This window comes from Streptomyces sp. NPDC005004, from assembly GCF_053600675.1.
This window is the reverse complement of record NZ_JBSGAH010000029.1, coordinates 33,538-57,089: the sequence shown is the minus strand read 5'-3', so window position 1 is coordinate 57,089 and position 23,552 is coordinate 33,538. Positions and strand designations below refer to the sequence as shown.

At 74.2% G+C, this 23,552-nt stretch carries 19 protein-coding genes; 13 read left to right on the top strand and 6 right to left on the bottom strand.

The features are described from left to right. The 4 genes from ACWEEU_RS28630 to ACWEEU_RS28615 all read left to right on the top strand — a co-directional run. On the top strand, window positions 1–282 hold a 282-nt coding region (locus ACWEEU_RS28630; protein ID WP_451736157.1), incomplete at its 5' end, for a flavodoxin-dependent (E)-4-hydroxy-3-methylbut-2-enyl-diphosphate synthase. Window positions 283–530: 248 nt separating this feature from the next. Further along, complete coding sequence (locus ACWEEU_RS28625; protein WP_356095206.1) at window positions 531–1,379, top strand: GNAT family N-acetyltransferase; 849 nt, start codon at window positions 531–533, stop codon at window positions 1,377–1,379. An 80-nt stretch (window positions 1,380–1,459) separates the two neighbouring features. After that, the gene (locus ACWEEU_RS28620; protein ID WP_385745041.1) at window positions 1,460–1,990 is read left to right on the top strand and encodes a GNAT family N-acetyltransferase; all 531 of its coding nucleotides are present in this window, start codon (window positions 1,460–1,462) and stop codon (window positions 1,988–1,990) included. A 76-nt stretch (window positions 1,991–2,066) separates the two neighbouring features. Further along, window positions 2,067–3,770: a proline--tRNA ligase gene (locus tag ACWEEU_RS28615; protein ID WP_385745043.1), complete on the top strand. Its 1,704-nt coding sequence runs from the start codon at window positions 2,067–2,069 to the stop codon at window positions 3,768–3,770. Window positions 3,771–3,842: 72 nt separating this feature from the next. On the opposite strand, the gene ACWEEU_RS28610 is transcribed toward ACWEEU_RS28615, so the two are convergent. The 3 genes from ACWEEU_RS28610 to ACWEEU_RS28600 all read right to left on the bottom strand — a co-directional run bounded on the left by ACWEEU_RS28610 (window position 3,843) and on the right by ACWEEU_RS28600 (window position 5,905). Further along, the gene (locus tag ACWEEU_RS28610; RefSeq protein ID WP_385745045.1) at window positions 3,843–4,760 is read right to left on the bottom strand and encodes an aminoglycoside phosphotransferase family protein; all 918 of its coding nucleotides are present in this window, start codon (window positions 4,758–4,760) and stop codon (window positions 3,843–3,845) included. Between the two features lie 66 nt (window positions 4,761–4,826). Next, the gene (locus tag ACWEEU_RS28605) at window positions 4,827–5,333 is read right to left on the bottom strand and encodes a DUF4439 domain-containing protein (RefSeq protein WP_451736152.1); all 507 of its coding nucleotides are present in this window, start codon (window positions 5,331–5,333) and stop codon (window positions 4,827–4,829) included. Next, the gene (locus ACWEEU_RS28600) at window positions 5,330–5,905 is read right to left on the bottom strand and encodes a hypothetical protein (RefSeq protein WP_451736149.1); all 576 of its coding nucleotides are present in this window, start codon (window positions 5,903–5,905) and stop codon (window positions 5,330–5,332) included. Before ACWEEU_RS28600 ends, ACWEEU_RS28605 begins: the two co-directional genes overlap by 4 nt. 251 nt (window positions 5,906–6,156) lie before the next feature. Here ACWEEU_RS28600 and rimP point away from each other — a divergent pair, with 251 nt between their 5' ends. The 9 genes from rimP to ACWEEU_RS28555 all read left to right on the top strand — a co-directional run bounded on the left by rimP (window position 6,157) and on the right by ACWEEU_RS28555 (window position 18,063). Continuing rightward, a complete protein-coding gene (rimP, locus tag ACWEEU_RS28595) occupies window positions 6,157–6,666 on the top strand; it encodes a ribosome maturation factor RimP (protein WP_385745051.1) in 510 nt (169 codons plus the stop codon). A 2-nt stretch (window positions 6,667–6,668) separates the two neighbouring features. After that, window positions 6,669–7,655, top strand: a complete 987-nt coding sequence (gene nusA / locus ACWEEU_RS28590) for a transcription termination factor NusA (protein ID WP_018544850.1) — start codon at window positions 6,669–6,671, stop codon at window positions 7,653–7,655. A 113-nt stretch (window positions 7,656–7,768) separates the two neighbouring features. Then, window positions 7,769–8,065, top strand: a complete 297-nt coding sequence (locus ACWEEU_RS28585; protein ID WP_385745053.1) for a YlxR family protein — start codon at window positions 7,769–7,771, stop codon at window positions 8,063–8,065. 143 nt (window positions 8,066–8,208) lie between these two features. After that, the gene (gene infB, locus ACWEEU_RS28580; RefSeq protein WP_451736145.1) at window positions 8,209–11,268 is read left to right on the top strand and encodes a translation initiation factor IF-2; all 3,060 of its coding nucleotides are present in this window, start codon (window positions 8,209–8,211) and stop codon (window positions 11,266–11,268) included. Between the two features lie 324 nt (window positions 11,269–11,592). Then, window positions 11,593–11,886 carry a DUF503 domain-containing protein gene (locus ACWEEU_RS28575; protein ID WP_026248395.1) on the top strand — a complete coding sequence of 98 codons (294 nt, stop codon included), beginning with the start codon at window positions 11,593–11,595 and terminating at the stop codon, window positions 11,884–11,886. 40 nt (window positions 11,887–11,926) lie between these two features. Continuing rightward, on the top strand, window positions 11,927–12,379 hold the full coding sequence (gene rbfA / locus ACWEEU_RS28570) for a 30S ribosome-binding factor RbfA (protein WP_385745057.1): 453 nt from the start codon (window positions 11,927–11,929) through the stop codon (window positions 12,377–12,379). After that, window positions 12,376–13,281, top strand: coding sequence for a tRNA pseudouridine(55) synthase TruB (truB, locus tag ACWEEU_RS28565; protein WP_451736143.1), 906 nt, complete (start codon window positions 12,376–12,378; stop codon window positions 13,279–13,281). Before rbfA ends, truB begins: the two co-directional genes overlap by 4 nt. 268 nt (window positions 13,282–13,549) lie before the next feature. After that, window positions 13,550–16,903: a trypsin-like peptidase domain-containing protein gene (locus tag ACWEEU_RS28560; RefSeq protein ID WP_451736140.1), complete on the top strand. Its 3,354-nt coding sequence runs from the start codon at window positions 13,550–13,552 to the stop codon at window positions 16,901–16,903. Between the two features lie 212 nt (window positions 16,904–17,115). Then, on the top strand, window positions 17,116–18,063 hold the full coding sequence (locus ACWEEU_RS28555) for a bifunctional riboflavin kinase/FAD synthetase (RefSeq protein ID WP_385745062.1): 948 nt from the start codon (window positions 17,116–17,118) through the stop codon (window positions 18,061–18,063). Window positions 18,064–18,137: 74 nt separating this feature from the next. On the opposite strand, the gene ACWEEU_RS28550 is transcribed toward ACWEEU_RS28555, so the two are convergent. The 3 genes from ACWEEU_RS28550 to eccE all read right to left on the bottom strand — a co-directional run bounded on the left by ACWEEU_RS28550 (window position 18,138) and on the right by eccE (window position 23,530). Further along, window positions 18,138–21,062 (bottom strand): SCO5717 family growth-regulating ATPase, encoded by a 2,925-nt coding sequence (locus ACWEEU_RS28550; RefSeq protein ID WP_451736137.1) that lies wholly within the window; start codon window positions 21,060–21,062, stop codon window positions 18,138–18,140. A gap of 354 nt (window positions 21,063–21,416) precedes the next feature. Next, on the bottom strand, window positions 21,417–22,196 hold the full coding sequence (locus ACWEEU_RS28545) for a hypothetical protein (RefSeq protein WP_451736134.1): 780 nt from the start codon (window positions 22,194–22,196) through the stop codon (window positions 21,417–21,419). After that, complete coding sequence (gene eccE / locus ACWEEU_RS28540) at window positions 22,193–23,530, bottom strand: type VII secretion protein EccE (protein ID WP_451736131.1); 1,338 nt, start codon at window positions 23,528–23,530, stop codon at window positions 22,193–22,195. Before eccE ends, ACWEEU_RS28545 begins: the two co-directional genes overlap by 4 nt. Window positions 23,531–23,552: the final 22 nt, after the last annotated feature.

Below are 23,552 nucleotides of genomic sequence, written 5' to 3'. Positions count from 1 at the left end.
CTGGCGGAGGAGGTCACCGCGGGGCTGACGGGTATGGAGGTTCCGCTCCGGGTCGCGGTCATGGGCTGTGTGGTGAACGGTCCCGGCGAGGCGCGCGAGGCCGACCTCGGTGTCGCCTCCGGCAACGGCAAGGGCCAGATCTTCGTCAAGGGCGAGGTCATCAAGACCGTCCCGGAGTCCAAGATCGTCGAAACCCTCATCGAGGAGGCCATGAAGCTGGCCGAGCAGATGGAAGCGGACGGCGTGGCCTCCGGCGAGCCGTCGGTGGCGGTAGCGGGCTGAGCATTCCCCCGCCGTCGGCTCCGCCGCCCCGCACAGGGCGGCGGAGCCGACAAGGGGCACGGGGAACTGCGCGACCAGCCACGGACGGCCCGCACTCGCGCGAGACCTTCGCCGCCAGGCGGGCTGGCACGACCAGCCACCACCGACCCGCACCCACCGCCGCCCCGCCCCGCGGGAAACCCGCACCCGCCAGGGACCCCCACCCCACGAACTGGACGGCGCACAGCCAAACCCTCAGGATGAGACCCGTGCTGACCCAGACCACCTCCCGGGTCCTCGACCCGAGCGACCTCGACGCCGCGCTCGCCGTTCTCGACCGCGAGCCGGTCGCGAACGCCTTCGTGACCGCCCGCGTCCAGATCGCCGGTCTCGACCCCTGGCGGCTGGGCGGCGAGATGTGGGGCTGGTACGAGGACGGCATCCTGACCTCGCTGTGCTACGCGGGCGCGAACCTCGTGCCGATCTGCGCCACCCCCCGAGCCGTCCGCGCCTTCGCGGACCGCGCGCGCCGGGCCGGCCGCCGCTGCTCCTCCATCGTCGGCCCCGCCGGAGCCACCGCCGAGCTGTGGCGCCTGCTGGAGCCCCACTGGGGCCCCGCCCGCGAGATCCGCGCCCACCAGCCGCTCATGGTCACCGACCACATGCCCGACGACATCGCGCCCGACCCGTACGTCCGCCGCATCCGCAAGGACGAGGTCGACACGATCATGCCCGCGTGCGTGGCCATGTTCACCGAGGAGGTCGGCGTCTCCCCGATGGCGGGCGACGGCGGACTGCTCTACCAGGCCCGGGTCGCCGAACTGGTCGGCTCCGGCCGCTCCTTCGCCCGCCTCGACGAGCGCGGCAACGTCGTCTTCAAGGCGGAGATCGGCGCCGCCACCCCCCGCGCCTGCCAGATCCAGGGCGTCTGGGTCGCCCCCGAGTACCGCGGCCAGGGCCTCGCCGCCCCCGGCATGGCCGCCGTCCTGCGGTACGCGCTCGCCGACGTCGCCCCCGTGGCCAGCCTGTACGTCAACGACTTCAACACCGCCGCCCGCCGCACGTACCGCCGCGTCGGCTTCCAGGAGGTCGGCGCCTTCATGAGCGTGCTGTTCTGAACCGACGGACCCGGGCGGGCGGCTTCCGGCGCCGCCCCCGCTCGCCGCACCCCCCGTACACGCCCCTGTACGCTCCCCGCATGGACCTCGTGATCGGCCCCCTGGACCTCGGCGCCCGTGTCGACGAGGCGCTGGCCGTCCAAGCCGTCGCCTTCGGGCTCGGCCCCGACGAGGTGGCCGTCCGCCGCCAGATCGTCCAGCGCCACATGCAGTTCCCCGGCGCCCGTGCCCTGGGCGCGCTCGCGGGCGGGCGGCTGGTCGGGTTCGTGTACGGGATGCCCAACTCCCGTACGCACTGGTGGTCCACGGTCGTCGAGCCGTATCTGCGCGCACAGGGCACCGACTTCTGGCTGGACGACGCCTTCGTCATCACCGAGCTGCACGTCCACCCCGAGCACCAGAACCGGGGCATCGGCCGCCGGCTGATCACCGCCATCACCGACGGCGCCGCCGAGCCCCGCTCGATCCTCTCCGCGATCGACACCGACAGCCCGGCCCGCGGGCTGTACCGCTCCCTCGGCTACACCGACCTCGCCCGCCGCGTCCACTTCCCGAGCGCGCCCCGCCCCTACGCCGTGATGGGCGCCCCGCTGCCGCTGCTGCGCCCATAACGATTTCCACCGGCACCGGCGACCCGGCTAACCTCCTGTGCCATCACCTCATTTTTCCGGCAGGAGTACGAGAACCATGGCGAACGCACCGGTCCAGCGCATGTCCCAGTTGTTGGCGAAGACGCTGCGCGACGACCCGGCCGACGCCGAGGTGCTCAGCCACAAGCTCCTCGTCCGCGCGGGATACGTCCGCCGTACCGCCGCGGGCATCTGGTCCTGGCTGCCCCTCGGCAAGAAGGTGCTCTCCAACGTCGAGCGCATCGTCCGCGAGGAGATGGACGCCATCGGCGCCCAGGAGGTCCTGCTCCCGGCCCTGCTGCCCCGTGAGCCCTACGAGGCCACCGGCCGCTGGGACGAGTACGGTGCCGAACTGTTCCGCCTCCAGGACCGCAAGGGCGGCGACTACCTCCTCGGCCCCACCCACGAGGAGATCTTCACCCTGCTGGTGAAGGACCAGGCGTCCTCCTACAAGGACCTGCCGGTCATCCTGTACCAGATCCAGAACAAGTACCGCGACGAGGCCCGTCCGCGGGCCGGCATCCTGCGCGGCCGCGAGTTCCTCATGAAGGACTCGTACTCCTTCGACACCGAGGACGAGGGTCTCGCCCAGTCCTACGCGCTGCACCGCGACGCCTACCGCCGGATCTTCGAGCGCCTCGGCCTCGACTACCGCATCTGCGCCGCCACCGCGGGCGCCATGGGCGGCTCCAAGTCCGAGGAGTTCCTGGCCCCGGCCGAGGCGGGCGAGGACACCTTCGCCGACTGCCCCAACTGCGACTTCGCCGCCAACACCGAGGCCGTCCACTACGGCCTGGTCGAGGTCGACGCCGGCGACGTGCCCGCGCTGGAGGAGATCCCCACCCCGGACACCCCGACCATCGAGACGCTTGCCGCCTCCCTCGGCGTGCCCGCCTCCGCCACCCTGAAGAACCTGCTGGTCAAGGTGGACGGCGAGATCGTCGCCGTCGGCGTCCCCGGCGACCGCGAGGTCGACATGGACAAGGTCGAGGCGCACTTCGCCCCGGCCGCCGTCGAGCTGGTCACCGAGGCCGACTTCGCCACCCGCCCCGACCTGGTGCGCGGCTACGTCGGCCCGCAGGGCCTGGGCGAGAAGGTCACCTACATCGCCGACCCGCGCGTGGCCCCCGGCACCTCCTGGATCACCGGTGCCAACAAGGAGCACACGCACGCCAAGAACGTCGTCGCGGGCCGTGACTTCGAGGTCGACGCCTACGTGGACGTGGTCGTGGTGCAGGAGGGCGACCCCTGCCCCAACTGCGGCACCGGCCTGAAGCTGGACCGCGCCATCGAGATCGGCCACATCTTCCAGCTCGGCCGCAAGTACGCCGACGCCCTCAAGCTCGACGTGCTCGGCCAGAACGGCAAGCCCGTCCGCGTCACCATGGGCTCCTACGGCATCGGCGTCTCCCGCGCCGTCGCCGCCCTCGCCGAGCAGACCGCCGACGAGCAGGGCCTGTGCTGGCCCAAGGAGGTCGCCCCGGCCGACGTGCACGTCGTCGCCGCGGGCAAGGCCCTCCAGACCGAGGTCGCCCTCGACGTCGCCGCGAAGCTGAGCGCCGCGGGCGTGCGGGTCCTGGTGGACGACCGCGCCGGGGTCTCCCCGGGCGTGAAGTTCACCGACGCCGAGCTGATCGGCGTGCCCCAGATCCTGGTGGCCGGCCGCCGCGCCGGTGAGGGCGTCCTGGAGCTGAAGGACCGCAAGACCGGCGAGCGCGAGGAGCTCACGGTCGAGGAGGCCGTCGCCCGCCTCACCGCCTGAGCCCCCGTACACCCGGACCCGGTCGCCCTCGGGGGGCGGCCGGGTCCGGCGTTTGTGACAGTGCCCACGGCTCTACAGCCAGGTCGCGAACTCCAGCAGCAGCTCCGCGTCCTGCTCCCGGCCCACCCGGCGCGCCCGTACCCCCGACTCCACCGCGCGGAAGAGCGTCCAGCCGCGCAGCCGCTCCTGGTCCACCTCCAGCGACTCCGCGAGCTTCTTGATCCGGCGGCGGGTGACGGACGCGCCCGACGGCATGGCGATCAGGTCCTCCACCCGGTCGCGGACCAGCCGCGCGAGGTCGAATGCACAGTCGCCTACCACCGGGTCCGGGCCCACCGCGAGCCACGGCAGCCGGTCCGCGCCGAGCACCTTGCTCTGCCGGAACGTGCCGTGCAGCAGCCGGTCCTCGGTCGGCCCGGCCAGCAGCTCGTCCCGTACCGCGAGCGCCGCGTCCACCAGCGGCGCGGCCGCCGTGTCCGTCACAGCGCTCGCGGCCATCGCCTCGGCCTGCCGCCCGGTGCGCTCGGCCACCGTCTCGAAGCGGTGCGCCCCCTCGCCCGTCGGCGGCGGCACCCACAGCCGTCGCAGCGTGCCCGCCGCCTCCAGGAGCGCCTTGGCCTCCGGCAGCGACCGCACCGACATCTCCGGGTGCAGCCGCTCCAGGAGCAGTGCGCCCTCGGCGGTGTCCTCGGCGGTGCTCTCCAGGAGCTGTACCGCGCCCAGACCGCCCCAGTGCGCAAGCGCGGCCCGCTCGCTCTCCGGGCGGGCCCGGCCCGGTGCCAGCTTCAGCACCGCCGGGGTGCCGTCGGCGCGCCGGACCAGCAGCACCAGGCTGCTGCGGCCGCCGGGCACCTGGACCCGCTCCACGGTGAGCCCCCGCCGGGCCACGGCCCGTTCGGCGGCCCGGGGCAGCTCCGCGAGCCAGTCGTCGCCGGGCGGCGCCGTCTCCCCGGTCGCCCGCACCAGGCGCTGCGGCGGTTCGAAAGCCATGCGCGAGTGGTTTCCTTCCTCCTGGGTCTGCTCCGCCGGCGCCGCCCTACGGGCCCGCGCGGCGGGTCACGCCGACGGGGACGCCGAGCCCGTCGCAGCCGTGCGGCCGGCCGTACCGGCCCGTCCGGCCGCGTCACCGGCCCGCTCCGCGAGCCCAGGGAAGGCTACGCTCTCCCCGCTCCAGCGCACCGCGCGGACCGCCGCCTCGCGCAGCGCACCGGCCGCCGAGGCGCGCCGTTCGCCCGTCGCCGAGCGCACCAGGTCCGAGTAGACCCCGGCGACCCGCTGCTCCAGATCGGCGGCCAGCTTCACCGCCGAGGCGGAGTCCGCGACCGTGAACGGCAGCGCGTACGCGGCGCTCGCGGCCACCGGCTCGCCGCCCAGGTCCCGCACCGAGCGCGCGAGCGCGTCCCGGCGGGCCCGGTGGGCGTCCCAGGCCGCCTTCGCCTCGGCGCGGCGGCCCGCGCCGACCCGGCCGCCGACGACGCCGTAGCCGTACACCGCCGCGTGCTCGGCCGCCAACGCTGCCTGGAGCGCGGTCAGTTCGGCCTTCCTGGTGGTGCTGTCGCTCACTTGTCCCCCTCGGTCAGCACGAACGCGTGGGCCGCACCGGCGGCCGCCACCGACGCCATCAGCCGGGCCAGCTCGCCGGGCACGTCCAGGAGCGCCCTGGCCCGCCGGTCGGCGAGCGTGCGCTCGGCGGCGGCGAGCCACGCGCGCGCGTCCTTCTCGGTGGCGGGCACCGGGTCGGGGCTCGTGCCGGGATCGGCGGAGGCCGCCTTCCCGCCGTGCTTGGCGTCGTCCCCGCCGGCCGCGGCGGAAGCGCCGGCGGACGGCGACGCGGACGCGCTGGGCGCGGCCTTGCCGTCGAAGGCCGCCGCGTGTGCGGCCACCGCCGCACGCAGCGGGGCGATCCGCTGGTCCAGGCCCGGGTGCGCGGCCAGTACGGCGTCGTAGCGGGCCAGCAGGGCCGTGCTGTCGGCGGCGGCCCGCTTCCGCGCCCGCGCGGACGGCGACGAGGTGTCGCCGTCCGGGCCGGTGCCGGAGGTGCAGCCCGCGATCAGGACGGCGGCCCCGGCGGCGGAGGCGAGCAGGGTTCTCCTGCGCGGCCCCGAACGGGCGCGCGACGGTGGAGGGTAGGACATGGCGGACGTCCTCGGGGGAGCTGGTACGGGGGGAAGACCACAGGCGGGCGCGACGCCCGTGATCACCGTACCCGCGCACCCCGCGCGCCCCCCTCACCGGCACCGCGCTCGGGCTCCGTACGGCCCAGGGGCGGGCCCCCGGACGGCCGGGAGGGGCGAGGGTGGACGGCAACACCCGTCGCGACCGGATACCCTTTGACCAGACACGCGACCCATCCCACAACAGCACACGCGGCCGAGGAGTCACCCGGATGAGCACGACCCAGAGCGAGAGGCTGCGAGAGCTGCTCGAACCGCTCGTCACCTCACAGGGGCTGGATCTCGAAGAGATCGCTGTGGACTCCGTCGGACGCAAGCGGGTGCTGCGCGTGGTCGTCGACTCGGACACCGGGGCCGACCTGGACCAGATCGCCGATGTGAGCCGTGCGCTCTCGGCGAAGCTCGACGAGAGCGACGCGATGGGTGACGCGGCCTACGACCTGGAGGTCGGAACCCCCGGCGCCGAGCGCCTCCTCACCGAACGGCGCCACTACGCGCGTGCCGTGGACCGCCTGGTGAAGTTCCAGCTCACCGAGGGCGGCGAGCTGGTCGCGCGCATCCTGGGCGTGGACGACGAGGGTCTGGACCTGGAGGTCCCCGGTGTGAAGGGCCGCAAGGCCACCAGCCGCCGGCTCGGTTTCCCGGAGATCGACAAGGCGCGCGTCCAGGTCGAGTTCAACCGCAAGGACAAGAAGGACATGAAGGAAGAGGAGGAGGCGTAGCCGTGGACATCGACATGAGCGCCCTGCGGGGCTTGGTCAGGGAGAAGGAGATCTCCTTCGACCTGCTGGTCGAGGCGATCGAGTCGGCCCTCCTCATCGCGTACCACCGCACCGAGGGAAGCCGCCGCCACGCCCGCGTGGAGCTGAACCGGCAGACCGGTCACGTGACCGTGTGGGCGAAGGAGGACCCGGAGGACCTGGAGGAGGGTCAGGAGCGCCGCGAGTTCGACGACACCCCCTCGGGGTTCGGCCGGATCGCCGCCACCACCGCCAAGCAGGTCATCCTCCAGCGGCTGCGCGACGCCGAGGACGACGCCACGCTCGGCGAGTACGCCGGGCGTGAGGGCGACATCGTCACCGGCGTGGTCCAGCAGGGCCGCGACCCGAAGAACGTGCTCGTGGACATCGGCAAGCTGGAGGCCATCCTGCCGGTGCAGGAGCAGGTCCCCGGCGAGACCTACAACCACGGTATGCGCCTGCGGTCGTACGTCGTCCGGGTCGCCAAGGGCGTGCGCGGTCCCTCCGTGACGCTCTCGCGCACGCACCCCAACCTGGTGAAGAAGCTCTTCGCCCTGGAGGTGCCGGAGATCGCGGACGGCTCGGTGGAGATCGCCGCCATCGCCCGCGAGGCCGGCCACCGCACCAAGATCGCGGTCCGGTCCACCCGTTCGGGCCTGAACGCCAAGGGCGCCTGCATCGGCCCGATGGGCGGCCGGGTGCGCAACGTGATGGGCGAGCTGAACGGCGAGAAGATCGACATCGTCGACTGGTCGGACGACCCGGCCGAGATGGTGGCGAACGCCCTGTCACCCGCCCGGGTGAGCAAGGTCGAGGTCGTCGACCTCGCCTCCCGCTCCGCCCGGGTGACCGTGCCGGACTACCAGCTCTCGCTGGCGATCGGCAAGGAAGGGCAGAACGCCCGGCTCGCGGCCCGTCTCACCGGCTGGCGGATCGACATCCGACCCGACACCGAGCAGCCTGCCGAGTAGGACCGACAGCAGATCCGGGCGGAGATTCGCCCGGATCGCTCATTTTCGTGCGCGGAAACTGTTCGATCCTTGCCCCAAAGGGGTGAGGTCGGTACGGGGAGGTAGACTTAATCGTGTCTGGCCGGACGCAAGCCCGACTATGCCCTGAACGCACCTGTGTGGGGTGCCGGGAGCGGGCGGCCAAGAACGATCTACTGCGGATCGTGATGATCGAGGACGCGTGCGTCCCCGATCCTCGCGGTACGCTGCCCGGCCGGGGTGCATATGTACACCCGGCCCTGGTCTGTCTCGACCAGGCGGTACGCCGCCGGGCGTTCACGCGGGCACTGCGCGCCCCGGGACCGCTCGACACAAACGCGTTGCGCCGATACGTCGAGCAGACGACAGTTGCCGAGCAGGCAACACCGTAAGTGCGCCGCGTGGAACCCCGCGCGGACTGGTACCTCGCGAGTCGAAAGCAGGTCGAGATTGCGATGAGCACTCGATGAGTACGCGATGAGTACGCCCATGAACTAGCGACGGTCCGGCTTCACCCGGACCTCAAAGGAGCGAAGTGGCTAAGGTCCGGGTATACGAACTCGCCAAGGAGTTCGGTGTAGAGAGCAAGGTCGTCATGGCCAAGCTCCAAGAACTCGGTGAATTCGTCCGTTCGGCGTCTTCGACCATCGAAGCGCCCGTGGTACGTAAGCTGACCGACGCCTTCCAGGGCGGTGGCAACGGCAAGTCCGCCGGCAAGCCCGCCCCGCGCAAGGCATCCCCCAAGCCCGCCGCGCCCTCTCCGGCGCAGGCGGCACGTCCGGCTGCCCCGAAGCCGGGCGCCCCCAAGCCGGCCGCGGCCCAGCCCGCCGCCCCGGCGACCCCCTCGGCCCCGGCGGCGTCCGCGCCCGCTCCGGGCCCGCGTCCGGTTCCGGGCCCCAAGCCCGCGCCGCGTCCGGCCCCGGCCGCCCCGGAGTTCACCGCTCCGGCCGCCCAGGCCGCGCAGACCCCGCAGGCTCCGGCCGAGCGCGGTCCGCGTCCCGGTGGTGCCCGTCCCGGCGCGCCCAAGCCCGGTGGCCGTCCGGCCCCCGGCCAGGGTCAGGGCCAGGCGTCCCGTCCCGGTCAGGGCGCCCCGCGCCCCGGTGGCCAGGCCCCGCGTCCCGGCGCCCGTCCGGCCGGTCCCCGTCCGGGCAACAACCCCTTCACCTCCGGTGGCTCCACCGGCATGGCCCGTCCGCAGGCTCCGCGCCCGCAGGGCGGTCCGCGTCCCGGCGGCGCTCCCGGCGCCGGTCCCCGTCCGCAGGGCCCCGGTGCCCAGGGCGGCGGTCCGCGTCCGCAGGCTCCGGGCGGTTCCCGTCCGTCGCCCGCCGGTATGCCCCGTCCGCAGGGCGGTCCGCGTCCCGGCGGCGCTCCCGGCGCCGGCCCGCGTCCGAACCCCGGCATGATGCCGCAGCGTCCCGCTGCCGGCCCGCGTCCCGGCCCCGGCGGCCGTGGTCCGGCCGGTGCCGGTCGTCCCGGCGGCGGCGGTCGTCCGGGCGGCGGCGGCTTCGCCGGTCGTCCCGGCGGTCCGGGCGGTGGCGGCGGTGCCGGTCGTCCCGGCGGTGGCGGCGGCGGCTTCGCCGGTCGTCCCGGTGGTGGCGGCGGCTTCGGCGGCGGCGGTGGCCGTCCCGGCTTCGGTGGCCGTCCCGGCGGTCCCGGTGGCCGTGGTGGCACGCAGGGCGCCTTCGGCCGTCCCGGTGGTCCCGCGCGTCGCGGTCGCAAGTCGAAGCGGCAGAGGCGCCAGGAGTACGAGGCCATGCAGGCCCCGAGCGTCGGCGGCGTGATGCTGCCGCGCGGCAACGGCCAGGCCATCCGCCTGTCCCGCGGCGCGTCGCTCACCGACTTCGCCGAGAAGATCAACGCCAACCCGGCGTCGCTCGTCGCGGTCATGATGAACCTCGGCGAGATGGTCACGGCCACGCAGTCCGTCTCCGACGAGACGCTGCAGCTCCTCGCCGACGAGATGAACTACACGATTCAGATCGTCAGCCCCGAGGAGGAGGACCGCGAGCTGCTCGAGTCCTTCGACCTGGAGTTCGGCGAGGACGAGGGCACCGAGGAAGACCTGGTCGTCCGTCCGCCGGTCGTGACCGTCATGGGTCACGTCGACCACGGTAAGACCCGCCTGCTCGACGCCATCCGCAAGACGAACGTCATCGCGGGCGAGGCCGGTGGCATCACCCAGCACATCGGTGCCTACCAGGTCGCGACCGAGGTCAACGACGAAGAGCGCAAGATCACCTTCATCGACACCCCGGGTCACGAGGCGTTCACCGCCATGCGTGCCCGTGGTGCGAAGTCGACCGACATCGCGATCCTCGTGGTGGCGGCCAACGACGGTGTCATGCCGCAGACGGTCGAGGCGCTGAACCACGCCAAGGCGGCCGGTGTGCCGATCGTGGTCGCGGTCAACAAGATCGACGTCGAGGGTGCCGACCCGACCAAGGTGCGCGGTCAGCTCACCGAGTACGGTCTGGTGGCCGAGGAGTACGGCGGCGACACCATGTTCGTCGACATCTCCGCCAAGCAGGGCCTGCACATCGACAGCCTGCTGGAAGCGGTCATCCTGACCGCGGACGCCTCGCTCGACCTGCGTGCCAACCCGCACCAGGACGCGCAGGGCATCTCGATCGAGTCCCGCCTCGACCGCGGCCGCGGTGCCGTGGCGACGGTCCTCGTCCAGCGAGGCACGCTGCGGGTCGGCGACACGATGGTCGTGGGCGACGCCTACGGTCGTGTGCGCGCCATGCTCGACGACAACGGCAACAACGTGGCCGAGGCCGGCCCGTCGACGCCGGTCCAGGTCCTGGGCCTGACCAACGTCCCGGGTGCCGGTGACAACTTCATCGTGGTGGACGAGGACCGTACGGCCCGTCAGATCGCGGAGAAGCGCGCCGCCCGCGAGCGCAACGCGGCCTTCGCCAAGCGCACGCGCCGTGTCTCGCTCGAGGACCTGGACAAGGTGCTCAAGGCCGGCGAGGTCCAGCAGCTCAACCTGATCATCAAGGGTGACGCTTCTGGTTCCGTCGAGGCTCTCGAGTCCTCCCTGCTCCAGCTCGACGTCGGCGAAGAGGTCGACATCCGCGTCCTGCACCGCGGTGTCGGTGCGGTCACGGAGTCGGACATCGACCTGGCCATGGGCTCCGACGCCATCGTCATCGGCTTCAACGTCCGTGCGGCCGGCCGCGCGGCGCAGATGGCCGAGCGCGAGGGTGTGGACGTCCGGTACTACTCGGTCATCTACCAGGCGATCGAGGAGATCGAGGCGGCCCTCAAGGGCATGCTCAAGCCGGAGTACGAAGAGGTCGAGCTGGGTACGGCGGAGATCCGCGAGGTCTTCCGCTCGTCCAAGCTGGGCAACATCGCCGGTGTCCTCATCCGCTCGGGCGAGGTCAGGCGCAACACCAAGGCCCGCCTCATCCGCGACGGCAAGGTCATCGCGGAGAACCTCAACATCGAGGGCCTGCGTCGCTTCAAGGACGACGTCACCGAGATCCGCGAGGGTTACGAGGGTGGTATCAACCTCGGCAACTTCAACGACATCAAGGTCGACGACGTCATCGCGACGTACGAGATGCGCGAGAAGCCGCGGGTGTAATCGCGGTTAGGTGCCGCTGGCCGACGGGACTCACGGGTTCCGTCGGCCAGCGCGCCGTTACCGGGGGCTCCGCCCCCAGCCCTCCCTCTGCCCACCCACCCGCCGGATCCGGTTGGTTGAGAGTCCGACTCTTCAACCTCCCGAGACGCGCGGGTTCGGGTGGGCGAACGGGGTCCGGGGGCGAAACCCCCCGGGGACAGGGCCGCAGCCCACAGGGCCGTAAACCCTGTCGAGCGACCGGCACGTACGCGGTACGGTTCTTGGAGCCCCCGTCCACACGGACCCGGGCCACCGATCCCGTACCGGCGGGTGAACCGGCTGCACATGTACGTGGGGACTCTGTCCTTCGACCTGCTCCTCGGCGACGTCCACTCGCTGAAGGAGAAGCGCTCCGTCGTCCGCCCGATCGTCGCCGAACTCCAGCGGAAATACGCCGTGAGCGCGGCCGAGGTGGACCACACGGATCTCCACCGCCGGGCCCTCATCGGCCTCGCGGCGGTGTCCGGGGACGCGGCGCACCTCACCGACGTACTGGACCGGTGCGAGCGCCTGGTCGCCGCCCGCCCCGAAGTGGAGCTGCTGTCCGTGCGACGCAAGTTCCACGGCGACGACGACTGACCACAGAACGTTAGAAGAAGAAAGAACGGGAGACGGACCAGTGGCCGACAACGCTCGGGCGAAAAGGCTGGCGGACCTCATCCGGGAGGTGGTGGCGCAGAAGCTGCAGCGCGGGATCAAGGACCCCCGCCTCGGCTCGCACGTCACCATCACGGACACCCGGGTCACGGGTGACCTGCGGGAGGCGACCGTCTTCTACACGGTCTACGGCGACGACGAGGAGCGGGCGGCCGCGGCCGCCGGTCTGGAGAGCGCCAAGGGCATCCTGCGCTCCGAGGTCGGCCGCGCGGCCGGCATCAAGTTCACGCCGACCCTGACCTTCGTCGCGGACGCCCTGCCGGACACGGCCCGCAACATCGAGGACCTCCTCGACCGGGCCCGGCAGTCCGACGCCGCGGTGCGCGAGGCGTCCGCGGGCGCCGCGTACGCCGGTGGCGCGGACCCGTACCGCAAGCCGGAGTCCGACGACGAGACGGACGACAGCGCCGAATGAGCAGCAAGCCCACCCCGCCCGACGGCCTTGTCATCGTGGACAAGCCGTCGGGCTTCACCTCGCACGACGTGGTAGCCAAGATGCGCGGGATCGCCCGGACCCGCCGCGTCGGCCACGCCGGCACGCTCGACCCCATGGCCACCGGAGTCCTCGTCCTCGGCGTGGAGCGCGCGACCAAGCTCCTCGGGCATCTCGCCCTCACCGAGAAGGAGTACCTGGGCACCATCCGCCTGGGCCAGAACACCGTCACCGACGACGCCGAGGGGGAGATCACCTCTTCCACCGACGCCTCCAAGGTGACCCGGGACGCCGTCGACGCGGGCATCGCCAAGCTGACCGGCGAGATCATGCAGGTGCCCTCCAAGGTCAGCGCCATCAAGATCGACGGCGTACGGTCCTACAAGCGGGCCCGTGAGGGCGAGGAGTTCGAGATCCCGGCCCGCCCGGTGACCGTCTCCTCCTTCGCGGTCCACGACGTGCGCGACGCGGTCGCCGAGGACGGCACCCCGGTGCTCGACCTGGTCGTCTCCGTGGTCTGCTCCTCCGGCACCTACATCCGGGCCCTCGCCCGCGACCTGGGCGCCGACCTGGGCGTCGGCGGCCACCTCACCGCGCTGCGCCGTACGCGCGTCGGGCCGTACAAGCTCGACTCCGCCAAGACGCTCGACCAGCTGCAGACCGAGCTGTCCGTGATGCCGGTCGCCGAGGCCGCCACGGCCGCCTTCCCGAGCTGGAAGGTGGACGCCAAGCGCGCCCGTCTCCTGCTCAACGGCGTGCGTCTGGAGATGCCCGACGAGTACGCGGGCGCCGGTCCCGTCGCCGTGTTCGACCCCGCGGGCGCCTTCCTCGCCCTGGTCGAGGCGCACAAGGGCAAGGCGAAGAGCCTCGCCGTCTTCGGCTGACCGAAGACCGCTGGAGAACTCCCGGGTGTGTGCCCGTGGAGCGGCGGCCACGGGGTACGTGCCACACCCGCCGCTCCACGGTCCCCCCTGGGTTCCCCCACCCCTAGGGTCTGTCCAGTCGGACCCGTTCATTCACCCGTCCGGGCAGGCGCTCGGAGTGAATCGGGGGAGCTTAAGGGGGCGCTTTCGTCCCGCGGCCTTCTCCGGTGATCATCGCGCCCCTACCGTCGAGGGAAAGGGCGCGGGCACACGGGCGGGAGGCAGGGCGATGGACCATCTCGTCCGGATCGACGACCCCGACGGACGCCTCCGTGGCGTCGGATTCCTCGCCGACCACCACGGCACCCTCCTCACCAGTCACGAGGCCGTCGACGGGCTCACCGGGCTCGTTCTGAGCGCCCCCGACGGCCGCACCACCACCGCCGGAGCCGACGCCGTCGTCCCGCTGCCCGCGCTGGGGCTCGCGCTCGTGCGCACCGAGGGCCTGGACGGCGTACGGCCGCTGCCGCTGACCGCGCGGGAGCGGACCGACGCGGGCACCTACGTCCGGATCGCCGCGGGCTGCTGGCGCGAGGCCCGGGTGCTCACCACCACCCCCGTCACCTACGCCGCCCGCGACGGCCGGCGCCGCCTCGCCGACGCCCTGGAACTGGCGATCGGCACGGCGGGCCGCGACGCCCTCCGCCCCGGCGGCGGCACGACCGGCGGTCCCGTCCTGGACGCCCGCACCGGCGCGGTCCTCGGCGTCCTCGGCACCGCCCTGCGCTCCGAGCGCGCCGACCGTGGCTTCGCCCTGCCGGTGCGCCCGGCCGAAGCCGACCGCGCCCTCGCCGCCCTCCTCGCCCGCAACGCGGCCACCGTCCCCGCCTACGGCGCCGACCTCAACCCCGCCGCCGTCCTCGAACTCACCGGCGCCGTCCTGACCGTCGACGGCCCGCCGCTCGCCGAGGACGTGGCACCGGTGGAACGAGCCGCCGTGGCAAGGGAGCTGGCGGACTTCACCGAAGGCCCCCACCAGGTGCTCGCGCTCACCGGCGCCCCCGGCAGCGGCCGTACGACCCAGCTCGCCGCCCTCGCCGTACGCCGTCACCGGGGCGAGGACCCCGCGCCCGCGCTCTGGCTGCGCGGCGCCGACCTGCGCGGCGGTGACGACTCCCTCGCCGACGCGGCCCACCGGGCGCTCCGGCGCGCGGGCGTGGCCGTCTGCGCGGGCGAGCCCGGCGACCTCGACCCCGGCCGCGTGGCCCGCATCGCCGCCGGGGCCGGGCGCCCCCTGCTGCTCCTGCTGGACGACCCCGAGGAGATGCCGGCCGCGCTGGTCCGGCGGCTGCCCGAGTGGACCCGGAACACACTGGACCGGCTGCGCGAGAGCGGGGCGCGGCTGGTGATCGGCTGCCGGGAGGAGTTCTGGGAGGAGCACGCGAAGCACTGGGAGCGGGGAACCACGGAGAGCGCGGCGCCGCCGCGCGTACGGCTCGCCGGGTTCACCGCCGGGGAGGCCCGTCTCGCGCGCGCCCGGCACGGTGTCCCGGAGGGCGCCCTCGACGGGGGCGACGCCCGGCATCCGCTCGCCCTGCGTCTGCTCGCCGAGGTGCGGGCCGCGCTGCCCGACGCCCCCGCCCACGCACCAGTGGACCGGCACGAGGTGTTCGCCGCCCACCTCGACCTGATGTGCCTGCGCGTAGCCGTCCGCCTCACCGCCGGGAGCGGCCCCGGCGGCACGGCCGTACGGCGGCTCGCGACCCGGGTGGCCGGGCAGGTGCACGAGGCCGCGCGGCGCGCCCTGGGGAGCGGGACGGGCGCGCTGGACCGCAGGACGTTCGAGGCGCTGTTCCCGCCCGGGCCCGCGCCCGCCCGGCTCGGCGGCGGCTCCGGTTGGGCCTCGGCCGTCCTGGTCGAAGGGCTCCTGGTGCCCACCGGCACCGGCTACCGCTTCGCACACGGCGAGCTGTCCGACTGGCTCCAGGGCGGCCACCTCGACCTGGAGGCGGCGCTCGACGTGCTGGTGCACCGCCCGCGCCAGTCCGCCCCCGTCGCCGTACCGCACCACCGCGCCGGACCCGTAGTCCAGGCGCTGCTGCTGCTCGGCCGCAGGCGCGGGGCCCGGCTGCTCGCCTTCCGGCTGCGGGAGCTGGCCGACGCCCTGGACGCGGACCCGACCTCCTGGTGGGCGGCCCGGCTGCTCTCCCGCACCCTGCTCGACGTGCCCGACGCGGCGCCGTACCGCGAGGTGCTGCGGCATCTCGCCGGGCTGCTCGTCGCCTGGCGGCACGGGCGGCGCCCGGTGCCCGCCGACCTCGGACCCGCCTTCTGGACCGCGCTGCCGCTGCCCGCCGCCGAACGGTTCGCGCTGCTGCGGGAGCTGGTCCTCGCGGACGGGGACACGGACGGGGAGGGGCAGCGTGAGCGGTATCTCGACGCGGTCGCCCGGCTGCTCGCCGCCGAGCCGGTCGCCGTACAGCCCCACCTCACCGCGTGGTTCGAGGACGAACGCCCGCTGCCCGCCGCCCCGCACGCCACCGTGGCCACCGCCGCGCAGGCCCTGCTGCACACCCACCGCCGCGGTGCCCTGGACGAGCTGACCGAGGCGCTGGCCGACAGCGGCCACCGGCGGGCCGACGAACTCCTCGCCGTCCTCGCCGAGGACGAACCCGCCGCCGCCTGCCGCGCCGCCGACCGCTGGGCGTCCGACGAGAGCCCCGCCCGGCGCGCGGCCGCGACCGCCCTCGCCCTGCGCGCCGCCCCGCACGCACGCACCCCGGACGACCGCACCCTGCTGCGCCGTACCGCCCGCGCGCTGCTCGCCCGCCCCGCCGACCGCGATCTGCACGGAGGCGCCCTCGCCCTCCTGGTCCGCGATCCGCACACCCGCGAGGAGCACCTCACCGAGACGCTGCGCCGCTTCGCCGACGGCGGTCTCGGCATCCCCGCCGGCGCGCTGCTGCCCGCCCTGGCCACCCATCCCGACGCGGTGCTCGCCGCCTTCCGCGCCCGGCTGCGCGGCGGCGGCCCGGACACCGCGCGGACGCTGCGCGCACTCGCGGACGTCACCGATCCCGCGCTGGTCCACCGGGTCGCCGCCCTGGTCCGGGAGACCGTCGCGCCCGGCGCCGACAGCGCGGATTCCGTGGCCGCGTACGTCGCCCGCCGCCTCGGCCAGGGCCCGACCGCCCGCTCCGAACTGCTGCCCTTGGTGAGCGGCCTGCTCGCCACGGGCCCCGAGCCGGTCCGCACCGCCCTCGCCACCGTGCTCGCCACGCCCGGCGGGACGGCCGCCCGACCGCTGCGCCGCGAACTGCTCGACCTGCTGCTCGCCCAGGAGCGGGAACCGGCCGTGCTGCTCGCGGCGGCCCGCGCGGCCGTCCGGCATGCGGGTGACGGCGGCGACGACGAGGCCGAGGCGCGCGGGCTGCTGCACCGCACCGGGCTGCTGTGCGGCCGCACCCCCGAGGGTGCCGCCCGCTTCGACGACTGCCTGACGGACCTCGCCGGAGAGGTGCCCGGCCTCGCCGCACGGCTGGCCCGCTGGCTCACCGAGGCGCCGGGCGACTGGGCCGGGATTCCGGGCCCCGGCGCGCGGCGCGCGATCGAGAGCGTGGCGGGGACGCGCGTACCGGTGTGAGCCGGCGCCGCGTCGCGTGCGCGCACCGAACCCCGTCCCGGGCACCGATCGTCGCGGTCTCGTACGTGCGTCCGCTCACAGCCCCCGGCCGATGCGGGGCGAGGGCGGGCGGCATGGCACCCTTAGACCTGCACAAGAGGTCAATGATGGAGACCGGGACCTGCGCGACAGGTCCACGGTAGACACGGACACGGGTTCGAGGAGCGGTCACAGTGCAGCGCTGGCGTGGCTTGGAGGACATCCCCCAGGACTGGGGGCGCAGCGTCGTCACCATCGGGTCCTACGACGGTGTCCACCGCGGCCACCAGTTGATCATCGAACACGCCGTGGACCGGGCCCGGAAGCTGGGCGTCCCGGCCGTCGTGGTCACCTTCGACCCCCACCCCAGCGAGGTCGTGCGTCCGGGCAGCCACCCGCCGCTGCTCGCCCCGCACCACCGCCGGGCCGAGCTGATGGCGGAGCTGGGCGTGGACGCGGTCCTGGTGCTGCCGTTCACCGCGGAGTTCTCGCAGCTCTCCCCGGCCGACTTCGTGGTCAAGGTCCTGGTGGACAAGCTGCACGCCAAGGCGGTCGTGGAGGGCCCGAACTTCCGCTTCGGCCACCGCGCGGCCGGCACCGTGGACTTCCTCGCCGAGCAGGGCAAGGTCTACGACTACGACGTGGAGGTCGTCGACCTGCACCTCACCGGCGAGGCGGGCGGCGGGGCGCCGTTCTCCTCCACGCTGACCCGGCGTCTGATCGCCGAGGGCGACGTGGCCGGGGCCCGGGAGATCCTGGGCCGTCCGCACCGGGTGGAGGGCGTGGTCGTGCGCGGCGCGCAGCGCGGCCGTGAGCTTGGCTTCCCCACCGCCAACGTCGAGACCCTGCCGCACACCGCCATCCCGGCCGACGGTGTCTACGCCGGGTATCTGCACTGCCAGGGCGAGGCGATGCCGGCCGCGATCTCGGTGGGCACCAACCCGCAGTTCGACGGCACCGAGCGCACGGTGGAGGCGTACGCCATCGACCGCGTCGGTCTCGACCTGTACGGGCTGCACGTCGCCGTCGACTTCCTGGCGTACGTGCGCGGCCAGGCCAAGTTCGATTCCCTGGAGGCTCTGCTGGAGCAGATGGGGCGGGACGTGGAGCGGTGCCGGGAGATCGTCGCGGCGGACGCGTAACCCCCGGGACCCTCGGGACACTCGGAACACGAAAGGGCGGCCGGTGCTCCGGCCGCCCTTCTCCGTTTCCGCGTCTACTGCTGCGGGGGCTGCTGCTGTCCCGGCTGCGGGTAGCCGTACAGCGGGGGCTGCGGCTGCTGCGGTGGCTGCTGGCCCGGCGCGGCCTGCGGCGGGTACGGCGGCTGTCCCTGCGGCGGGATGTAGGGCTGCCCGGGGTGGGGCTGCCCCTGCTGCGGCGGATAGGGCTGACCCGGCTGCTGCGGGTACGGCGGCTGCCCCTGCTGCGGCGGATAGGGCTGACCCGGGTACGGCTGACCCGGGTACGGCTGACCGGTCGGCTGGCCCGGGATGTGCGGGTACTGGCCGGGCAGCGGCGGGGCGGCCACCGGCGGCGGGTTGCCGTCCCTGGTCCACAGCCCGTGCGCCTGCTGATGCCGTACGAAGTCCTCGGCGACCATCGCCGCGAGGTTGAAGTACGCCTCCCGCACCTTCGGCCGCATCATGTCCAGGTCCACCTCGGCACCGGCCGACAGGTGCTCGTCGAACGGCACCACGACCACGCCCCGGCACCGCGTCTCGAAGTGGGACACGATGTCGTCGACCTTGATCATCTTGCCGGTCTCGCGGACCCCGGAGATCACCGTGATCGAGCGGGCGACCAGGTCGGCGTACCCGTGCGCGGACAGCCAGTCCAGCGTGGTGCTCGCGCTGCTCGCGCCGTCCACGGACGGCGTGGAGATGATGATGAGCTGGTCGGCGAGGTCGAGGACCCCGCGCATCGCGCTGTAGAGCAGCCCGGTGCCCGAGTCGGTGAGGATGACCGGGTACTGCTTGCCGAGCACGTCTATCGCGCGGCGGTAGTCCTCGTCGTTGAACGTGGTCGACACGGCCGGGTCCACGTCGTTGGCGATGATCTCCAGACCGGAGGCTGCCTGGGAGGTGAACCGCCGGATGTCCATGTACGAGTTGAGGTGCGGAATCGCCTGCACCAGGTCGCGGATGGTCGCCCCGGTCTCGCGGCGCACCCGGCGGCCGAGCGTGCCCGCGTCCGGGTTGGCGTCGATCGCGAGGATCTTGTCCTGGCGCTCGGAGGCGAGCGTGGAGCCGAGCGCGGTGGTGGTCGTCGTCTTGCCGACACCGCCCTTGAGGCTGATCACCGCGATCCGGTAGCAGGACAGCACCGGGGTGCGGATCAGCTCCAGCTTGCGCTGCCGCTCCGCCTCCTCCTTCTTGCCGCCCAGCTTGAACCGGGACGCGGCGGCGGCCGGGCGTCCACTGCGCGCCTTCTGCCGCTTGTTGTTGAGCAGCCGGTCCGAGGACAGCTCCACGGCCGCCGTGTAACCCAGCGGCGCGGCACCGGGGTTGGTGGGCTGCCGCTGGTCGTGCTGGACGGCCTGCGGCCAGGCGGTGCCGGTGCGCGGGTCGACCGGCGGGGCCTGCGGGGGCTGGGCCTGCGGGTCCTGGGGCTGTGCCTGCGGCTGGGGCTGCCCGGTCGGCGGGAAGGCGTAACCCGACGGCTGGGCAGGGGGGTTGGGGCCGGGCTGCTGGGGCGCGGACTGGGGTCCGCGGTGCGGCGGGAAGGCGTAACCGGAGGCCGGGGGTGCCTGGTTGAGCGGGCTCGCGGGAGGAAACGCGTAGCCGCCGGGGGAGTTGGGGGCAGCTGCCGGGCCCGGCGGGTGCGGGAAGGCGTAACCGGTCTGCTGCTGCTGCGGGTTGGGCTGCTGCTCGGCCGTCGGGGCCGGGGCGCCCGGGTGGGGCGGGGTGGCCGGGGGCAGCGGGGCGCCGGGCTGGTTCCAGCCCGCCGGCGCGGGCTGCGGCGCCTGAGGCTGGAACGGCGGCTGACCGGGCGCGCCGGTGTCCTGCGCGGCCGGGGGCTGCTGCGGCGCGGGCGGCATCGGGCCGGGCTGCTGCGGGATGCCCTGCGGCGGAACGCCGTGCGGCGGCGTGCCCTGCGCGGGCCACTGCGCCGCCGGGGCGGGCGCGGCGGGCTGGTACGACGGCGGCAGCGGAGGCACGCCCTGCTGCGGGGCGGGCGGGGTCCAGGCCGGGGGAGCGGTGCCCTCGGCCGGAGCGGGCCGGGGCTCGTCGGGGACGGGGGCGGAGTCGGCGGCCGGCTGCTGCGGCTCGGCGTCCGGGGCGGTCTGGGCGGCAGGTTCGGCTGCGGGGTCCCCGGCTTCCCCGGCGTCCGTGTCGGGGGCGGTGGCCTCGGGGGCGTCGTCGCCGTCCTCGCCGTCGCCGTCCGTGCCGTCCGTGGCGGGGGTGTCCCGGCCCTCCGGGGCGGTGTCCGTCCCGGAGTCCGCGTCCGTCGTCGCGGCCGGGGTCTCCTCGGACGCGGCTTCACCGGCCGCGTCGCCGGCGCCCTCGGCGGCGGCATCGGCACCGTCGGCAGCCGGGGCCTCCTCGGCGGACGCCTTTGCGCCCTGCTCCGGCTGCTCCTCCGCCGCCGTGTGCTCCTCGATCTCCCGCTTCAGAGCGGCGGCCGAGAACCGCATCGTCGCCCCGCTCTCCAGGTCGCCGTTGTCCGGCTCGGGGGCCGAAGGCACCTGCTCCGGCTGGGGCAGCCCCTGCTGCCGCTGCTGCCCCTGCTGCGGTTCGAAACCGACCGGAAGTCCCGGCACCGGCACGGGAGTTCCGGCCGGGGGAGCGGGCGGGGCGTACGGAGCGCCGGGCCCGGAGGCGGGGGCGGGCGGCGCGAAGGGCACACCCGGGGTGCCAGGCGCGGGCGGCACCGGCGGCGTGGGACCGGCCACCGGCGGGGCGGCCGGGACGAACGGCGGCGGCACCGGGCCAGGGCCCGTCGGCACACCGGCGCCGTCGGACCCCCCGGAGGAGGCGCCCGTACCCCCGGACCCGCCGGAGGACGCGTTCTGCGTGTACCAGGCGGGCGGGGCGTAGTCGATGGTGAACTCGCCCGTGTTCTCGACGGCCGACTCCGCGTCGGGCTGGTCGTCGTCGGGTGTGGCCCAGCCCCCGCGCATACCGTCCCGATCGCTGCTCACAGTTCCTCCTGAAGTGGTCGGGCTCCCTCGAACGCGCGCGGGGGCCGACCAAGTCGTGTCGTTCAAGTCGTCCGTAGTCGTGCCGGGCAGGCCCGTCGACCGGTCCTCCCCCGGGACGACGCCCCGCCCGCGGGTCCGGCGTCGCGCCCGCTCCCAGCCTAATCACCACAGGCCCCGCGCAGGCAGGCCCGCCCACCCTCCGAATCGCGCTCACCGTCCCGCGCGGCCGCCACGACCACCACACGACAGGGCCCAACCACCCGGGAAATAAAGGGGCAAACAACCGGGCACACGACAAAACTCCGGTCGTCCTTCGTCGCACGAAAGGCGAACAAAGCCGACAAGAAAGGTCGTTCAGTCCATGCGACGCGGGTTGCCCAACAATCCGATCTCGGCGTCGGTGGGCTGGGTGAGCACGTACTGCCGGTCGCGATCGGTACACCAGAGGGTGACACCGTCGGGCAGTCCCGGCAGTGACTCCACCTCGGTGCGGGACAGCCCCATCGTGCGGCCCAGCTCCGCCGCCTCGTCCGGCGAGACCCGCTGGATGCCGGTGAGCCGCGCCTGCCGCAGCAACCGGGGCGCCACCGGGCTCAGATACGGCAGCAGCGTCACCACCGACTGCCAGGGCCCCGCCACCACGCGCCCGCGCGGCGGCCGCATCCCGCAGTCCCGCACCACCAGGACGGGCGTACCCGCCGAGGCGCCCTGCGGGGGCACCCGGCCGACCTCGTACACTGCGAGGCCGTTCTGCCCGCCGCCCATGGCGTGCACCATCTGCATCCAGGACTGCGGCCGGCCGGTCTCCACCGCCACCCGCGCACCCGTCGCCGCCGTGCGCAGCGCCAGCACCTGAGCCGTCCACAGACCGCCGATCAGCACCACGTCGTACGGCGTGGGCCGGTTGATGCCGAGCACCGCGGGGCGGCCCTCGGCGTCCACGCCGGCCACCACGCCGTCGTCCCCGATGGGCAGTGCCAGCGCGTCCAGTTGGTCGCCGGGCAGGGTGTGCCAGGCGTGCCGAGGGCCGATCAGACCGAGGCCCTGGAGCAGCCGCTCACCGGACCGGCGCAAACCCCTGCCGCCGCTCTCGTCGGCGTCCGGCGCGGCAGCGGTCGTCCGCGTGATCGTCATCGAGCGCCTCCGAGGGGCAGAGTGGCCAGCATTCCCGGCAGTTGCTCGCGGTCGAGGCGGGCCAGACCGGCCCCGGCGTGCCGGGCCGCGCCCTCCAACGAGCGGCGCGCGGCCACCAGTTCGTCGTCGCTGCGACCGGTCACCCGCAGATGCCCGGACAGCGACACGTCCTGCCGCTCACCGCGCGCCAGCGTGAGACTGAACGTCGTCGCCAGGGCCGGCGTCGACGTCACCAGGGCGATGAACTGCGGCAGCGAATCCCCCCGCGCGCCGCCCAGTTGGGGCCAGCGCCTGATCCAGTACGTGGTGTGCCGCCGGTTGTCGCAGCGCCAGCTCCGCCCCGACTCCTCCGTGCGCCGCTCGCGCCGTTCGCCGCGCCCCGCCTCCGCCGTGACCAGCGGGTTGGCACAGGCCGAGGTGGCCAACGCGGTGATCAGCTCCTCCTCGTCGAGGATCGTGGCCCGCAGCCCGGCGCCCGCCAGCCTGCTCGCCAGATGGTCGGCCACCCGCGCCACGCACTTCTGCGCCCCGGTCAGACCGCCCCCGCGCGCCGCCACAGCCTCCGCGCACAGCTCGGGATCGAGCTTCAGCGCGACCCACGTGATGCGCACCGCCGGGGCGCCCGTCTGCTCCTGAAGCGGAAGGTAGTTGGCGACGGCGACCGACTGCTGGGGCAGATGCAGCGCGGGCGCGGGCTGGGTGTGCAGCACCACCTGGGCGGACTCCAGACGGATGTCGTCCACCTCCAGGGCGTCGCGCACCAGGGAGAGCGGCAGAGGCTGCCGGTTCCGCTCGGCCCGCAGCGCCGTCGCGTCGGCCTCCACCTGGAGCACGGCGGTCAGGAACGTGCCGTCCCCGGCCATGCCGACCGGGCGGCGGTCCCGTCCCCCGTACGAGTAGGTCCGCAGCGCGGGCTCGCACTCGAGCGCGGGCACCAGCGCGGGTTCCGTGCCGGGCGGGATCGGCGTGTTCGCGGCGTGCCGTCTGCGTGCCTTCAACTCCCGCGCAGTGGAGAGCCATTCGGGCAGCGAACGGCCGCGCCTCCGGACGAACGCCAGGGCGACCAGCACCAGCGCGACCACCCCCGCGGGCGCCATGGCCAGCGGGGCGATCACCCAGCCGACCAGCAGGACCGCCGCCGCGATCTCCACCAGCACAAGTCGTTGCAAACGAAACGACCCCGCGCGGCCCGGCCGGTGCCCCAGCCCGAGCGTGACGGCCTGCGACGACGCGCCGGACCGGCCGGACGCCGACCCGGGCGCCGGAACGGACCCGGACCCGCCGGACCGCGCCGCCGACCGGCCGCGCGGCCGTGTCCGCGTTCCCGAAGCCATCACTCCATCCCCCCGCTTTGCT

What these genes read in the sequence shown, in the direction of transcription:
- ACWEEU_RS28620 (WP_385745041.1), top strand. Translation starts at nt 1,460, where the DNA reads ATGGACCTCGTGATCGGCCCCCTGGACCTCGGCGCCCGTGTCGACGAG.
- ACWEEU_RS28615 (WP_385745043.1), top strand. Translation starts at nt 2,067, where the DNA reads ATGGCGAACGCACCGGTCCAGCGCATGTCCCAGTTGTTGGCGAAGACG.
- ACWEEU_RS28610 (WP_385745045.1), bottom strand. Translation starts at nt 4,760, where the DNA reads ATGGCTTTCGAACCGCCGCAGCGCCTGGTGCGGGCGACCGGGGAGACG.
- ACWEEU_RS28600 (WP_451736149.1), bottom strand. Translation starts at nt 5,905, where the DNA reads ATGTCCTACCCTCCACCGTCGCGCGCCCGTTCGGGGCCGCGCAGGAGA.
- rimP (WP_385745051.1), top strand. Translation starts at nt 6,157, where the DNA reads ATGAGCACGACCCAGAGCGAGAGGCTGCGAGAGCTGCTCGAACCGCTC.
- ACWEEU_RS28575 (WP_026248395.1), top strand. Translation starts at nt 11,593, where the DNA reads ATGTACGTGGGGACTCTGTCCTTCGACCTGCTCCTCGGCGACGTCCAC.
- truB (WP_451736143.1), top strand. Translation starts at nt 12,376, where the DNA reads ATGAGCAGCAAGCCCACCCCGCCCGACGGCCTTGTCATCGTGGACAAG.
- ACWEEU_RS28560 (WP_451736140.1), top strand. Translation starts at nt 13,550, where the DNA reads ATGGACCATCTCGTCCGGATCGACGACCCCGACGGACGCCTCCGTGGC.
- ACWEEU_RS28545 (WP_451736134.1), bottom strand. Translation starts at nt 22,196, where the DNA reads ATGACGATCACGCGGACGACCGCTGCCGCGCCGGACGCCGACGAGAGC.
- eccE (WP_451736131.1), bottom strand. Translation starts at nt 23,530, where the DNA reads ATGGCTTCGGGAACGCGGACACGGCCGCGCGGCCGGTCGGCGGCGCGG.